Raw genomic sequence first — 13,435 nt, forward strand, 5'->3', positions numbered from 1 at the left:
GCGGGTCCCTCTTCCTCGGGACCCTGACCGGCACTTTCGAGGGAGGAGCCTGGGGGTCTGTTTATTGGACTAAGTTTCCTTTACTGTCCTGAACATGATGCTGACCCGACGGGAGCGGGAAGTACTCGCGCTGCTGCGCCGGGACCCGCTGGCCGGAGCCCAGGCGATCGCCGAAGCCCTCGGCACCACCCGGGCGGCGGTCAACGTCCATCTGTCCAACCTGGGCAAGAAGGGCGCCATCCTCGGGCGCGGCTACATCCTCCGCCAGGAGCACGCGGTGGTGGTCATCGGCGGCGCCAACGTCGACGTCAAGGTGCGCAGCCTGGCGCCGCTCGCGTACCGCACCAGCAATCCGGGCCACGCACACACCAGCCCCGGCGGGGTGGCCCGCAACGTGGCGGAGAACCTGGCCCGGCTGGGCACCCCGACGCATCTCATCGCCGCCGTCGGCCGGGACCCGGCGGGGGAGCGGCTGCTGAGCGAGACCCGGGCCACCGGGGTGCGGATCGACCACGTCCACCGGGGTACACACCCCACCGGCACCTATACGGCGGTGCTGGACGCCGACGGCGAACTCGTCGTGGCCGTCGCCGACATGGCCGCCACCGACGGGCTCGGCCCCGAGCATCTGCAGCCCGCGCGCGAACTCATCGGCAACGCGAGCATGCTGGTGCTCGACGGCAACCTCGCCTCCCCGGCGCTGGCCTACGCGCTGGACATCGCCGGCGCCGCCGGGGTCCATACGGTGATCGACCCGGTGAGCGTGCCCAAGGCGGCGCTGCTCGCCCCGTTGCTCGACGCCGGGCGCCCGGTCTTCGCCGTCACCCCGAACGTGGCCGAGCTGGGCGCCCTCACCGGCCGCGCCACCGGTGACCACACCGGTGACGACGGGGAGCTGACCGAGGCCGTGGCCGTGCTGCACGAGCGCGGCGTCCAGTACGTATGGGTGCGGCTCGGCGAGCGCGGCTCCCTGCTGAGCGGCACCGAGGAGGGCACCACCTTCCTGGACGCGCCACCGGCCGAGGTGAGGGACGTGACCGGCGCCGGTGACGCGATGCTCGGCGCGTTCGTCCACGCCCTGCTCACCGGCGAGACCCCCGTGGCCGCCGCCCGCTACGGCCACGCCGCCGCCGCGCTGACCGTGGCGACCACCGCCACCGTACGGCCCGATCTGACCCCGCGCCTCGTCGAGGACGCGGCGACCGCCCCACCGCGGAGGACGACATGACCACCCCCCACCCCCGGCTGACCCTGAACCAGGAGGTCCGGGAGGCCCTGCGCGACGGACGGCCCGTGGTCGCGCTGGAGTCCACGATCATCAGCCACGGCATGCCGTATCCGCAGAACGTCGAGATGGCCACCGAGGTCGAGGCCATCATCCGCGCCGAGGGCGCGGTCCCGGCCACCATCGCCGTCCTCCACGGCACACCGCGCATCGGACTGGACCGCGCCGATCTGGAACTGCTCGCCACCGACCCGGAGGTCGGCAAGGTCAGCGTGCGCGACCTGGCCCATGTCATGGCGCGCGGCGGCCACGGCGCGACCACCGTGGCGAGCACCATGCGGCTCGCCGCGCTCGCCGGGGTCAGGGTCTTCGTCACCGGCGGCATCGGCGGGGTGCACCGCGGGGCGCAGCAGTCCTTCGACATCAGCGCGGACCTCACGGAGCTGTCCACCACCGGGGTGGCGGTCATCAGCGCCGGGGTGAAGAGCATCCTCGACATCGGTCTCACCCTGGAGACCCTGGAAACCCTCGGCGTGCCGGTGCTCACCTACGGCACCGACGACTTCCCCGCGTTCTACTCCCGGGCGAGCGGCTTCGCCTCCCCCCTGCGGGCCGACTCCCCGGAGGAGATCGCCGCCGTGATGCGCGCCCAGTGGGACCTGGGCCTGCCCGCCGGGCTGAGCATCGCCAATCCGGTCCCGGAGGCGGACGAGATCCCCGCCGAGCGGATCGACGGCATCATCGAGCAGGCCCTCGCCGAAATGGCGGAGGCGGGTATCGGCGGCAAGGACGCGACGCCCTATCTGCTGGGCCGCATCGTGGAGCTGACGAAGGGCGAGAGCCTGCGCACCAATATCGCGCTCGTCAAGAACAACGCACGGCTCGGCGCGCGGATCGCGATCAGCTACGCGGCGGTCAACGGCGCTGTGCCGACAGCGGATTGATCGCGACCGCCTTGAAGAAGGTGTAGTGGAAGGTGCCGTCCGCAGCCGCCGTCCGGTGCAGATCGGCGATGCCCCGGTCCCAGTCGGCGGCCGTGGACACCCCCGCGGCCAGCGCGTCCTCCCGGACGGACACCACCATGGCGATGAAGGTGTTGCGGATGAAGTCCTCGACCAGGGCCGGCCGGGTCCGGTCGACGTAGACGGTCCGCGGCCGGACCGTGACGTCGTGGAACCCGGCATCGCTCAGCAGCGGCTGCAACTCTCGCCCGATCAGGGCGTTTCCGCCCGCGTCGGCCTGGAGCCGCTTCAGTCCGCCGATCGCCGCCCGGGCGTAGGCGCTGTGCGGGTGGAAGAACGCGGAGTCATGGTCCCCCTCGATGACCGTCACGGTTCCTCCCGGCCGCAGCACCCGGCGCAGCGCGGCCAGCGCCTTGTGCGGGTCCGGCAGGTGCTCCAGCACGAAGCACACGAAGAGATGGTCGAAGGCGGCATCGGGGAACGGCAGCTCGAACAGATCGGCCCGGTGCCACGCCACGTCGGCTCCGGACACCTGCGCCGCCACCCGCGCGCGGGCCCGCGCGAGCGACGCCTCGGAGACATCGACCGCCGCCAGATGCGCCCCCGGGCTGTTCGCGGCCAGATGCACCGTCTGGGCGCCGACTCCGCACCCGATCTCCAGCACCCGGCTGCCCGGCGGATACGCCGTGCCGTGGTGCAGCAACTCCGCCAGGGCGTCGGCCTGATCGCCCAGCCGCCGGGCCTCCTGGTCCGAATAGCCGTGGACATATCCGATCGCTGTCATTCCGCGCTCCTCACCCCTGCTCATACGTGGATCCTGACGTCACAATGGCCCGATGGACAGGTCCAATGAAGGTGCTGTCAACAGGTCCATAGCGCCCGGTGCCGACTTCCTGCAGCTGGACCTCGGCGACGCGCCGCCCGGCGGGCTCTCCGACTGGCTGGCCCGGCGGCTCCGGCTCGCCATAGCCGACGGACGGCTGCCGGTCGGGTGCAGGCTTCCGGCCACCCGGGTGCTGGCCGCCGAACTGCGCGTGTCCCGGGGCGTGGTGACCGAGGCGTACCGGCGGCTCACCGAGGACGGGCACGTCGCCGGGCGCGGGCGCGGCGGCACCGTCGTCGTGGCCGCGCCCGTGACGGCACGTCCGCCCGTACCGGCGCCGCCGCCCGCCGCCGCGACGCCGGGCAGCGTGTTCGCCACCGTGCCCGGCCCGGACGTGTTCGACGTGCTGCGCGCGGCCCCGGCCCGGATCGATCTGTCCCCCGGAGTCCCCGACCTCACCGCGTTCCCGCGCACCGCATGGCTGCGCGCCGAACGCACCGTACTCGCCGCCCTCACCGCCTCCGACTTCGGCTATGGCGATCCCCGCGGCGCCCCGGTACTCCGGCTCGCCATCGCCCACTGGCTGGCCCGCAACCGCGGGATCCGGGCCGAGCCCGACGAGATCGTGGTCGTCGCGGGCACCACCCAGGCCCTCGCGCTGCTCGGACGGGTGCTCGGCGACGACGGAATCCGGGAGATCGCAGTGGAGGACCCCGGGTCGCTCGGGGTCCGGCAGCATCTGCGCCACACACGGCTGGACACCCCACCGGTCCCGGTCGACGCCGAGGGCATCCGGGTCGACGCGCTGCGCGCCCAGGGCGCCCCCGCCGTCCTGGTCACCCCGGCCCATCAGTTCCCCACCGGTGTGGTGCTCGGCGGACGGCGGCGCCGTGAGCTGAAGCGGTGGGCGGAGGCGGGCGGGCTCGTCGTCGAGGACGACTACGACGCCGAGCACCGCTACGACCGGTCCCCGGTCCCGGCCCTGCGCTCGATGCTGCCGGAACGGGTCGTGTACGTCGGAAGCGTGTCCAAACTGCTGGCCCCCGCCCTGCGCACCGGCTGGATGATCCCGCCGCCCCAGTACTGTGACGCCCTCGTCGAGGTCAAGCGCTACGCCGACCTCGGCAACGCCGCGCTGCCCCAGCTGGTGCTGGCGCAGCTGATGGAGTCGGGGGCGATGGAGCGTCAGCTGCGGCTGCTGCGCACCCGCCACCGCCGCCGCCGGGACGCGATGATCGACGCCATCGGCGCCCGGCTGCCCGGCGCGGTGGTGCACGGCGCCGCGGCGGGACTGCATCTGATGGTCACCTTCGGCGCCGGGTTCGCCGACACCGATCTCGCCGCCGCCGCGCTCGCCCGCGGAGTGAAGGTCCAGCCGCTGTCCTGGCACAGTCGGCGCCGCCCGCACCGGCCCGGACTGGTGCTGGGCTACGCCGCGCGCACGGCCACGGAGATCACGGAAGGCGTGGCCCTCCTCGGCGACGCGCTGCGCACCCTCCGCTGAAGCAGACGGCTGCGCACCCTGCGCCGAAGCAGCCGCCTGCCCTGAAGCGGGGACGCGGTCGTTCCGGGTGCGGGGTGCGGCGGCGCGCCGCTACGCTGCGCTCGGGCCGACGGCGCAGGGGGCGCCGTGCACCCGGGGGGTGGGCCATGGCCGCGACGAACCACCGGGCGGCACCGGCGCCTTTCGCCACCGGTCCGGTCCTCGGCGTCGCCGCCGCCGTCGCCGCGGTGCTCACCGCGCTCTTCGGACGCTACGGCTACCACCGCGACGAGCTGTACTTCCTGGCCGCCGGAGACCACCCGGCCTGGGGGTACGCGGACCAGCCCCCGCTGACCCCGCTGCTCGCCCGGGCGGCCACCGCCGTCTTCGGGAACAGCCCAGCGGGCCTGCGGGTGCCGGCCACGCTCGCCTGCGCCGCCGTCGTCGTCCTGGTCGCCGCCCTGGCTCGGGAGCTGGGCGGGGGCCGTGCGGCGCAGCTGCTGGCGGCGTGCTGCGCGGCCGCCTCGGGCCTCGTCCTGGGCACCGGCCACATGGTCTCCACGACCACCTTCGATCTGCTCGCCTGGTTGCTGATCTGTCTCCTGGTCCTGCGGGCGCTGCGCACCGGGGACGGCCGCCGGTGGTGGGCGGTCGGAGCGGCCGCCGGAATCGGGCTGCTCAACAAATACCTGGTGGTGCTGCTGCTCGTCGTCCTGGTGGCGGCCGTCCTCGCGGTCGGGCCGCGGCGTACGTTGCGCGGCGGATGGTGGGTGGCGGGCGCCGCCGTCGCGGCGGCGCCCGCCCTGCCGAACGTGGGGTGGCAGGCCGCACACGGGTGGCCGCAGCTGACGGTGGCCGGCGGGATCAGCTCGGACGACGGGGCCGAGAACCGGCTGATGTTCGTCCCGCAGCAGATCGTCTATCTGTCCCCGCTGTTCGTACCCGTGTGGATCGCGGGCTGGCGGCGGCTGTGGCGCGATCCCGCGCTGCGCCGGCCCGCGCCATGCCCCTGGCGTATCCGCTGCCGTGCGCGCTGGTGCTGCTGACCAGGGGCAAACCGTATTACGCGCTTCCGCTGCTTCTCGTCCTCCTGGCGGCGGGCTGCGAGCCGGTCGCCGGATGGATGACCCGCACCGCCCGCACCGCCCCGACCGTGGCGGTGGCGGCGGACGTGGCCGTATCAGCCGCGATGAGCGCGCTGGTGTCCCTGCCGCTGCTGCCGCCCGGCGGGCTGTCCGTGGTGAACGCCGTCAACCCGGAGCAGGGCGAACAGATCGGCTGGCCCGCCCTGGTGGACGCGGTCGGGGCCGGCTGGGCCCGGATCCCGCAGAGCGGCGCGCCCGCGCCGTGATCTTCGCCGAGAACTACGGCGAGGCGGGTGCCCTCACCCGCTACGGCCCGCGCCACGGGCTGCCCCACCCCTACTCCGGCCATATGAGCTACGCCGACTGGGACCCGCCTCCCGCCGCCGCCGACGGCCCGGTGCTGCTGGTCCACCAGGACGGAAGCGACCGCGTCACCCGCCACTTCACCGGCTGCCGCCAGGTGGCCCGGGTCGACAACCGCCACGGCGTGGACAACGAGGAATCGCACGCCGCGGTCGTGCTGTGCACGGGAACGGCCCGGTCCTGGCCGGAACTGTGGCCCGCGCTGCGCCACTTCTCCTGAGACAGGGGAGGCGTGCGGCGCTCTCGGATCACAGCGAGCGGACCTCGGTGAGGGCGACCCGGCCGCCGATCTCGATGGACCCGTCCGGCTGGGGGCTGGTGAGGATCTGGGAGCCCTCGCCCTGCGTGATGTTGAGGGCGCGGCCCAGCTCACCGGAGAGAACCAGGGCGGCGGCGCCGGTGGCCTCGTCCTCCACGATCCCGTCGCCGCGGCGCGGGAAGGCGCGGGCGCGCACCCGGCCCGCCGGTTCGTCCTGCCAGGCCCACGCGTACAACCAGCCCTCGCCCTCCGGAGGCGCGGGAAGGGCGTCGACCTCGGCGGGGGAGGCGTACCGCTCGGTGCGCCGACCGGGCGCCCACGCGGGGTGGCCGCCGATCCAGGTGAACTCGCCGTCCTGGCGGGCCGGGACCTCGCCGACGGGCGGAAGCAGCTCGGGGAGGTCCAGCAGCCAGGCAACGCCCACCAGCGGATGACCGGCGAAGGGCAGCCGGACGCTCGGGGTGTAGATGTCGACGACGCCGCGCTCCGGATCGTCGACGAAGACGGTCTCGCTGAAGCCCAGCCGGGCGGCCAGCTCCTGCCGTGACCGCTCACCGGTCACGGCGCGGCCGTCGCGCACCACGCCGAGTTCATTGCCGCCGTGTCCGCGGGGACCGCGGAACACCCTGAGTACGTCGAGGTCCGTCATGGTCCAGTGAATCAGACGGCCAGCTCGTTCTCGATGCGCTTCAGCCCGTGCCGGGCGAGCGCCAGGTTGGCCCGGGACCGGTCCAGGGCCAGATAGAGGAAGAGCGACCCATGGCTGCCGGAGATCAGCCGGATGAGGTGGTACTGCGCCCCGAGCGTGATCAGGATGTCCTCGATGGCGTCCGTGATGCCGAGCGTGGCGAGCGTGCGGACCTTGGCCCGGACGACCTCGGTGTTGCCCGCCGCGGCGATCTCGAGGTCGAGTTCCTGGCCCCCGCCGATCGACCCGAGCGACATGCCGCTTTCGTAGTCCACGAGCGCGGCCCCCAGGGCCCCGTCGATGGCCATCGCTTCTTTGAGGGCGCTCTCGATGTTCATGTGCTTCCTTCGCATGGCTGACGCATGGCTGCTCGCCGGGGCCCGTTGGCCCGTTGGTACCAAAGCTGTCGCCAGACGATAGCTCGGGAACCATAACTAGTAGCCGAGTGGTCCAAGTTGTGCAAGATGATGCTTAAACTAACGTGCCGGATGGGACGCAGCGAAAGGTCACAGGTGAACGCAGCCGAAGCGGCGCTCTCCGGAGCGCTCGCGTCTCCGGGAGTGGTGGGCGTCCGTCTGGTGGACGCGGTCACCGGGCTCCACTACGCCACGGCGGGGGACGCCGACGCCGTCGGCCGGGGCGACGAACTCGCGGAAACGGTCAGTCTGATCAGCGACCGGCTGAACCAGGCGGGTGCGGCAGGAGAGCTGGAGAGCGTGGTCGTCACCAGCTCGCGCTTCCACCACATCACCCAGGTGGTGCCGCGGGGCCAGGACCCGCTGCTGCTGTGCGCCTCGGCCGACCGCGACCGCACCAACCTCGCCCTCGCCATGCGGCACATGGCCGATCAGGCCAAGGCCGTGCTGACATGAGCGACGGCACCGAGCGCCATCGCACGTCGCCGCGCAACGTCCCCGGCCTGCTGCTCTCGCTCCAGCAGGATCGTTTCAGCGGGGCCGTGGTCGTCTCCGGGTCGATCGGCGGGACGATTCATCTGCACCACGGGGCGATCCGCGCGATCGAGACCCCCGGGGCGCCCACCGTGGAGGCGCTGCTGCTGAGGTCCCGGCGGATCGGCGAGGTGGAGTGGGACGCCGCCTGCACCGCGGCGGGCCCCGGCGGACGGCTCGACGCGACGCTCGTGGAGCAGGGTCACATCGGCGCCGCCGAACTCGAGGTCCTGTGCGTGAGCGCCCTGTACGACGCCGCCTTCGCCATGGCGCTCAGCACCCCCGACAGCTGGCAGGTCGACCGGGAGACCCCCGGCCCCCGGCTGGGCCACCACGAGGGCACCGACCCCCGGCGGCTCACCGAGGAGACCAGCCGCCGGGTGCGGCAGCTGGCCAAGTCCCTCGGCTCGGTACGGGAGTTCGGCCAGGAGCGGATCCGGCCGTCCGCCCGCGCCACCGCCGGGATCGGACGGCTCTCCGCCCGCTACCGCGACATCCTCCTCAGCGCCGACGGACGCCGGACACCCCGGGACATCGCCTTCGCGCTGGGCCGCGGCGTCTATGCGGTGATGCTCGACATCTCCCGTATGAAGGCGCTTCAGCTCATCCAGCCGGAACCCCCGCAGGCTCCGGCCACCGCGCCCCGCGTCGCGCCCCGCGACCCCGGTGCGGAGCCCCCGCGCGCCGTGGCCGCCACCGGTGGCGGCCTGCCCAGACGCACCCCGGCCGACCGGCGGCCGGAGAGCGCCGGCTGACCCCGGCGCGGACAGCGACTTCCGCGGGCACCGGGTGCCCGCGGGCCGTGTTCCCCGTGGAATCGCCGCGGGTTTCAGGAGTTCCACCGGCTCGCATCACAGCCGCAGCACAGGGCCGCAGTCCGGAGCAGCAGCCCACGGCCGCGGCGGCGGGCCCCGACGGAGTCCGAGGAGGACCCCCATGACCAACCCCCCACCCGCCGCCGGCGCGTCGTCCGGCGACCTCGTCAAGGAACTGACCGGTCTGCGCGGGCAGGTCCTGGGCATCTCCGAGAGCATCATCGCCACCACCGACGGACTGCTGGTGGCCGCCGACACCGCCGATGTGCAGCCGGAGTCCCTGGCCGCCCTCTCCGCGGCCTCACTCGCGCTGGGCAAGCGCTCCGCCGCCGAAGTGGGGCTGGGCAGCCTGCGCGAGGTGGTCACCCGGTGCAACGGCGGCTACAGCGTCGTCCTGGCCGTCGGCGAACAGGCCCTGCTGGTGATCCTCGGCGACGAGGGCCTGGACCTGGCCGCGCTGCGCCGGGAAGCCCCGGCCGTCGTGGAACGGCTCGGCGGCCTGCTGGCCTGACCGTGCGGCCGGCTCCGGCCGGTCAAGTGGCCCCGCCGGTAAACCGGTTGCGGGCGCGGATCCCCGGTGCTGGGGTGACCGGATGGACCTTGACGCAGTACGGGAGCTGTTCGACCGGCAGCTGAGAGAGGGGGCGCGGGCCGACGGACCCGGGACCCGGGTCGAGCGCGTGGACGGGGTGGTGCGGCAGACCGGCGCCGCGGACGACTGGAACGGCGTCCTCTGGTCGGATCTGGACGCCTCCACGGCGGACGCGGCCATCGCGGCGCAGATCCGGTACTTCGCCGCCCGGGGGCACGCCTTCGAGTGGAAGCTGTACGCCCATGACCGGCCCGGCGACCTCGGCGGGCGGCTCGCGGCGGCCGGTTTCGCCGCCGAGCCCGAGGAGACGGTGATGGTCGCACCCGTGGGGGATCTGCCCACCGCCGTCGAACTCCCCGAGGGCCTGCGGCTGCTCCAGGTCACCGACGCCGCGGGGGTGGACCTCATGGTGGACGTCCACGCGCGGGCGTTCGGCACCGACAGCGGCCATCTCCGGCACCGGCTGCTCACCCGGCTGCGCGAGGCGCCGGACACGGTCGTCCCGGTCGTGGCCATGGCCGGTGACCGGCCGGTGAGCGCCGCGCGGATGGAACTGCCCCCGGGAGCGGACTTCGCCGGGCTGTGGGGCGGCGGCACCGTGGCGGAGTGGCGCGGCCGGGGCCTGTACCGGGCCCTGATCGCCTTCCGCGCCCGGATCGCCGCCGAGCGCGGCTACCGCTACCTGCAGGTCGACGCGTCCGACCAGAGCCGCCCGATCCTGGAGCGGCTCGGCTTCGTGCCGCTGACCACCACCACGCCGTACGTGTACGACAGCTAGGGGGTGTCGTGTGGATCATGCCGGGCTCCCGACGCCGCTGTGACATCAGCCGCTGCCGCGGCGGGCGGCACCTTCCGGCCCCGCGCTCGTCGCACGCAGCGCCCCCGCCCGCCGTACCCGGTGGCGTTGTCGGTGGTGTGCTCTACGGTCATGCCATGATCACGCCTGACGACGTCCGCCGGATCGCGCTGTCGCTGCCGCAGACCACCGAGAAGATCGCCTGGTCGATGCCCACCTTCCGGGTCGCCGGGAAGATGTTCGCCACGCTCCCCGAGGACGAGACCTCGATGGCCGTCCGGTGCCCCAAGGTGGAGCGGGACGAACTCGCGCTCGCCGAGCCGGAGAAGTTCTGGATCGCCGACCACGAGGCGGGCTTCGCCTGGGTGCGGGTGCGGCTCGCCGCCCTGGAGGACCTGGACGAGCTGCGGGACATCCTCGTCGACTCCTGGCGGCAGGCCGCGCCGACCGCGCTGCTCGACGCGCTGCCGGACCCCGGCGCCGCGACCTCGGACTGACGCCCTCCCGGGGTGCGCCTCCTCGAAAATACGCGGGTATGCGCGTTCGAGGAGGTAACCGACACGGGTGAAATGCCCGCCTCTTTCGGGCTATCGGAGTGCTTGCTTCCGCTCTTCGCGGTTCTCTGGAAGGAGACCAGCGAGGGAGGCCGCATGGTGCACGGCCGTGAGACGAACCGCCGCGCTGCCCCCGGCCGGCCGTGCACCGTCCTGGTGATCGCGCTGCTGGCGATCACCCTGCTGCACGGTCTGCTCACCCTCGGCGCCGTCCATCCGCCGCCGCCCTCCGCGCACCGCTGCGGGCCCGGCGTCCTGGCACCGGTCGCGGCGCCGGAGGAGGACGAACCGTCCACCCCGCGCCCGGCCGCCCGCGCCGCCCATGAGCTGGGCCGCCACCCGGCCGGTCATCCCGGGAACGCCTGCGCCGCCGCGGTCGGCTCCCACCGGTCCCTCCCCACGGCCCCCCTGCACCTCGCCGTCGCCGTCGACCGCGCTCGCGCCACGGACCGTACGGCGGCCACCGCCGTGTCCGGCTCCGCCGCCGACGCCGCGCCCCGCCGGCTCCCCGCACGGGACGTCGTTCTGCGCTGCTGAGCGGGCCCCGGGCCGTTCCGTCACCCCACCCCTCCCGCATCTCCCGTATGCGCCGCCGTCGCACGGGCGGAGCGCGGGTGCGGTACGGCCTGCCCCGGATCAGCCAACCGCCGTCCGACACCGCAGGAGCCCCCGCATGCCCATCGACGTCTACGCCGCCATGGGTGCACTGGTGCGCGCCGAAGCCGCACGCCGGTCCACCGTCCCCGCCCAGTCCGACGCGACCGCACCCCCGATCGAGCCTTCCGAGGCCGTCCCCGTGCCAGCCCCGCCCGCGAGCGTGCCGCCCCGTACCGCCGCGTCGCCCCCCGCGGCCCGGCCGCCCCGTACGGCCGTGACCGCCCCGGTGCCGCGCCGCGGCGGGTTCCTGCGGTCCCTGCGCACGGCATGGCGCGATGTGTGGGGTATGTGTCGTTGACGCCATGACGGGCGGGAACGCAGCCTGGAGGGGTGAACGAGCGACGCATCGTCTTCGTGATCTTCGACGGGTTCCAGTCCCTCGATCTCACCGGCCCGCATGAGGTGTTCCAGTACGCCGGCACCCTCGCGGGCGGCTACCGCCGCCAGATCGTGGCGCCCCGCCCGGGGCCCGTGGCGTCGTCCAGCGGACTGCCGGTGCACGCCGCGCACGGAGTGGCCGATCTCGACCCCGGTGGCGTCGACACCCTGGTGGTGGCGGGCGGCACCGGGGTCGACCGGGCGTGCCACGATCCGGCGCTGACCGGGTGGATCGCCGAGGCCGCGGCCGGTGCCCGCCGGATCACCTCGGTGTGCAGCGGGGTGTTCCTGCTCGCCGCCGCCGGACTCCTCGACGGGCTCCGGGTGACCACCCACTGGGGGCGCGCGGAGCAGCTCGCCCGGGAACACCCCGGTCTGCGGGTCGACTGCGACCCCATCTTCATCCGGGACGGCCGGGTGTGGACCTCGGCCGGGGTGACGGCCGGGATGGACCTCGCGCTCGCCCTGGTGGAGGCGGATCTGGGGCGGGAAGTGGCCCACGCCGTCGCCCGCGAGATGGTGCTGTTCCTGCGCCGCCCCGGCGGCCAGTCCCAGTTCAGCGTGGGGCTGTGGTCGGCGCAGCCCGCCACCGACTCCCTGCGCGCCGTGGTGTCCGCGATCCACGCCGATCCCGGCGCCCGGCACGGCATCGCCGAACTGGCCGCGTGCGCCGGGCTGAGCCCCCGCCATCTGCAGCGCAGGTTCACCGCCGAACTGGGCACCCCGCCCGCGGCCTATGTGGAGCGCGTGCGCGTGGAGGCGGCGCAGCGCGCGCTCGCCGGGGGCGACGACCCGGTGGAGACCATCGCCCGGCGGTACGGCTTCGGCACCGCCGAAACCCTGCGCCGCGCGTTCCACCGGCACGTCGGCGTCGCGCCGTCCGACTACCGGGACCGATTCCGATCCACCAAGGAGCAGATATGACGACGTACGGACTGCTGGTCTTCGAGGGCGCCGAGGAGCTCGACTTCACCGGCCCCTGGGAGGTGTTCACCGTCTCCTCGATGCTGCGCGACCACGCCGACACCGCCGTCCTCGTCGCCGAACGGCCCGGCGCCGTCCGCTGCAACAAGGGCATGCGGGTGCTGCCGGACCACACGCTGGACGACCACCCGCCCCTGGACGTCCTGCTGGTGCCGGGTGGCAACGGCACCCGCAGCGAGGTGTCCAACCCGGCGGTCACCGACTGGATCCGCCGCACCTCCGCTGCCGCCGCCTGGACCACCAGCGTCTGCACCGGGGCGCTGCTCCTGCACGAGGCGGGCCCGGCGCGCGGCCGCAGGGTCGCCACCCACCATCTCTTCGAGGACACGCTGGAGGCGCGCGGCGACATCACGGTGGTGCGCGACGCGCGGTACGTCGTGGACGGCACCCTGGTCACCAGTCAGGGCGTCTCGGCCGGGATCGACATGGCGCTGTGGCTCGTCGGCCGCCTCCACGGCGTGGACCACGCCCGCGCCGTACGCCGCTACATCCAGTACGAGCCCGCCCCGCCGTACCTGGCCGACGAGCCGTCATCGGCCGTGGGAGGCATCGGTTCGGCGGTCTAGTCCTTCGCTCGTCAGGATCGCGCTCGCGACCACATCGAAGAGGTGATCGGCGCGCGGCGCGAGCGAGGGTTGATCGCCGAGCCACGCGAGCGCCGCGATCAGCGCGAACAGATCGGTGCCGTCGATGTCCGTCCGCGCCGAACCCGCGGCCTGAGCACGGGTGAGAAGCCGCGTGCCGGCCGCGCGCAGGGTGACGCACGAAGCGTGGAGTGCGGACTCGGTGTCCTCGATGGCGGCCGCCATCAGCACGGTCAC

The 13,435-nt window shown here is 73.9% G+C and carries 18 protein-coding genes and 1 pseudogene; 15 read left to right on the forward strand and 4 right to left on the reverse strand.

The window, feature by feature from the left end:
* The first annotated feature begins 94 nt into the window (after positions 1–94).
* Both ABZ562_RS32250 and ABZ562_RS32255 read left to right on the forward strand, forming a co-directional pair.
* Positions 95–1,228: a PfkB family carbohydrate kinase gene (locus ABZ562_RS32250; RefSeq protein ID WP_361486434.1), complete on the forward strand. Its 1,134-nt coding sequence runs from the start codon at positions 95–97 to the stop codon at positions 1,226–1,228.
* Positions 1,225–2,169: a pseudouridine-5'-phosphate glycosidase gene (locus ABZ562_RS32255; RefSeq protein WP_361486437.1), complete on the forward strand. Its 945-nt coding sequence runs from the start codon at positions 1,225–1,227 to the stop codon at positions 2,167–2,169. The genes ABZ562_RS32250 and ABZ562_RS32255 overlap by 4 nt, the downstream gene beginning before the upstream one ends.
* Here the strand turns inward: ABZ562_RS32255 and ABZ562_RS32260 are convergent.
* Positions 2,141–2,971 carry a methyltransferase domain-containing protein gene (locus tag ABZ562_RS32260; protein ID WP_361486440.1) on the reverse strand — a complete coding sequence of 277 codons (831 nt, stop codon included), beginning with the start codon at positions 2,969–2,971 and terminating at the stop codon, positions 2,141–2,143. The genes ABZ562_RS32255 and ABZ562_RS32260 overlap by 29 nt on opposite strands.
* 52 nt (positions 2,972–3,023) lie before the next feature.
* Here ABZ562_RS32260 and ABZ562_RS32265 point away from each other — a divergent pair, with 52 nt between their 5' ends.
* The 4 genes from ABZ562_RS32265 (at position 3,024) to ABZ562_RS32280 (ending at position 6,161) form a co-directional block, all read left to right on the forward strand.
* Positions 3,024–4,514, forward strand: coding sequence for a PLP-dependent aminotransferase family protein (locus ABZ562_RS32265; protein ID WP_361486442.1), 1,491 nt, complete (start codon positions 3,024–3,026; stop codon positions 4,512–4,514).
* Between the two features lie 146 nt (positions 4,515–4,660).
* Positions 4,661–5,539, forward strand: coding sequence for a glycosyltransferase family 39 protein (locus tag ABZ562_RS32270; protein WP_361486444.1), 879 nt, complete (start codon positions 4,661–4,663; stop codon positions 5,537–5,539).
* Positions 5,530–5,844: a hypothetical protein gene (locus tag ABZ562_RS32275; protein ID WP_361486446.1), complete on the forward strand. Its 315-nt coding sequence runs from the start codon at positions 5,530–5,532 to the stop codon at positions 5,842–5,844. The genes ABZ562_RS32270 and ABZ562_RS32275 overlap by 10 nt, the downstream gene beginning before the upstream one ends.
* On the forward strand, positions 5,841–6,161 hold the full coding sequence (locus ABZ562_RS32280) for a hypothetical protein (protein WP_361486447.1): 321 nt from the start codon (positions 5,841–5,843) through the stop codon (positions 6,159–6,161). Before ABZ562_RS32275 ends, ABZ562_RS32280 begins: the two co-directional genes overlap by 4 nt.
* 28 nt (positions 6,162–6,189) lie before the next feature.
* Here ABZ562_RS32280 and ABZ562_RS32285 read toward each other — a convergent pair whose 3' ends face one another.
* Positions 6,190–6,849, reverse strand: a complete 660-nt coding sequence (locus ABZ562_RS32285) for a PhzF family phenazine biosynthesis protein (protein WP_361486448.1) — start codon at positions 6,847–6,849, stop codon at positions 6,190–6,192.
* A gap of 11 nt (positions 6,850–6,860) precedes the next feature.
* Complete coding sequence (locus ABZ562_RS32290; RefSeq protein ID WP_361486450.1) at positions 6,861–7,226, reverse strand: hypothetical protein; 366 nt, start codon at positions 7,224–7,226, stop codon at positions 6,861–6,863.
* A 174-nt stretch (positions 7,227–7,400) separates the two neighbouring features.
* Between ABZ562_RS32290 and ABZ562_RS32295 the strand changes: the two genes are divergently transcribed.
* The 9 genes from ABZ562_RS32295 (at position 7,401) to ABZ562_RS32335 (ending at position 13,180) form a co-directional block, all read left to right on the forward strand.
* Complete coding sequence (locus tag ABZ562_RS32295) at positions 7,401–7,760, forward strand: hypothetical protein (RefSeq protein WP_234357014.1); 360 nt, start codon at positions 7,401–7,403, stop codon at positions 7,758–7,760.
* On the forward strand, positions 7,757–8,593 hold the full coding sequence (locus ABZ562_RS32300; RefSeq protein WP_361486453.1) for a hypothetical protein: 837 nt from the start codon (positions 7,757–7,759) through the stop codon (positions 8,591–8,593). Before ABZ562_RS32295 ends, ABZ562_RS32300 begins: the two co-directional genes overlap by 4 nt.
* Before the next feature lie 181 nt (positions 8,594–8,774).
* Complete coding sequence (locus ABZ562_RS32305; RefSeq protein WP_361486456.1) at positions 8,775–9,164, forward strand: roadblock/LC7 domain-containing protein; 390 nt, start codon at positions 8,775–8,777, stop codon at positions 9,162–9,164.
* An 82-nt stretch (positions 9,165–9,246) separates the two neighbouring features.
* Positions 9,247–10,023, forward strand: coding sequence for a GNAT family N-acetyltransferase (locus ABZ562_RS32310; RefSeq protein WP_361486459.1), 777 nt, complete (start codon positions 9,247–9,249; stop codon positions 10,021–10,023).
* A 155-nt stretch (positions 10,024–10,178) separates the two neighbouring features.
* A complete protein-coding gene (locus ABZ562_RS32315) occupies positions 10,179–10,538 on the forward strand; it encodes an MmcQ/YjbR family DNA-binding protein (RefSeq protein WP_055552422.1) in 360 nt (119 codons plus the stop codon).
* A 153-nt stretch (positions 10,539–10,691) separates the two neighbouring features.
* Positions 10,692–11,132 carry a hypothetical protein gene (locus tag ABZ562_RS32320; RefSeq protein ID WP_361486462.1) on the forward strand — a complete coding sequence of 147 codons (441 nt, stop codon included), beginning with the start codon at positions 10,692–10,694 and terminating at the stop codon, positions 11,130–11,132.
* 136 nt (positions 11,133–11,268) lie between these two features.
* Entirely contained in the window at positions 11,269–11,550 is a 282-nt protein-coding gene (locus tag ABZ562_RS32325) for a hypothetical protein (protein ID WP_361486464.1), read from the forward strand.
* Positions 11,551–11,582: 32 nt separating this feature from the next.
* Positions 11,583–12,554 carry a GlxA family transcriptional regulator gene (locus ABZ562_RS32330; RefSeq protein ID WP_361486467.1) on the forward strand — a complete coding sequence of 324 codons (972 nt, stop codon included), beginning with the start codon at positions 11,583–11,585 and terminating at the stop codon, positions 12,552–12,554.
* Positions 12,551–13,180, forward strand: coding sequence for a DJ-1/PfpI family protein (locus tag ABZ562_RS32335; protein WP_361486470.1), 630 nt, complete (start codon positions 12,551–12,553; stop codon positions 13,178–13,180). The genes ABZ562_RS32330 and ABZ562_RS32335 overlap by 4 nt, the downstream gene beginning before the upstream one ends.
* Here the strand turns inward: ABZ562_RS32335 and ABZ562_RS32340 are convergent.
* Positions 13,145–13,435, reverse strand: a pseudogene (locus ABZ562_RS32340) (TetR family transcriptional regulator); the annotation flags it as partial. The gene ABZ562_RS32335 and the pseudogene ABZ562_RS32340 sit on opposite strands and share 36 nt — an antisense overlap.

This window comes from Streptomyces sp. NPDC019937 (assembly GCF_040631655.1).
Classification (GTDB): Bacteria; Actinomycetota; Actinomycetes; order Streptomycetales; family Streptomycetaceae; genus Streptomyces.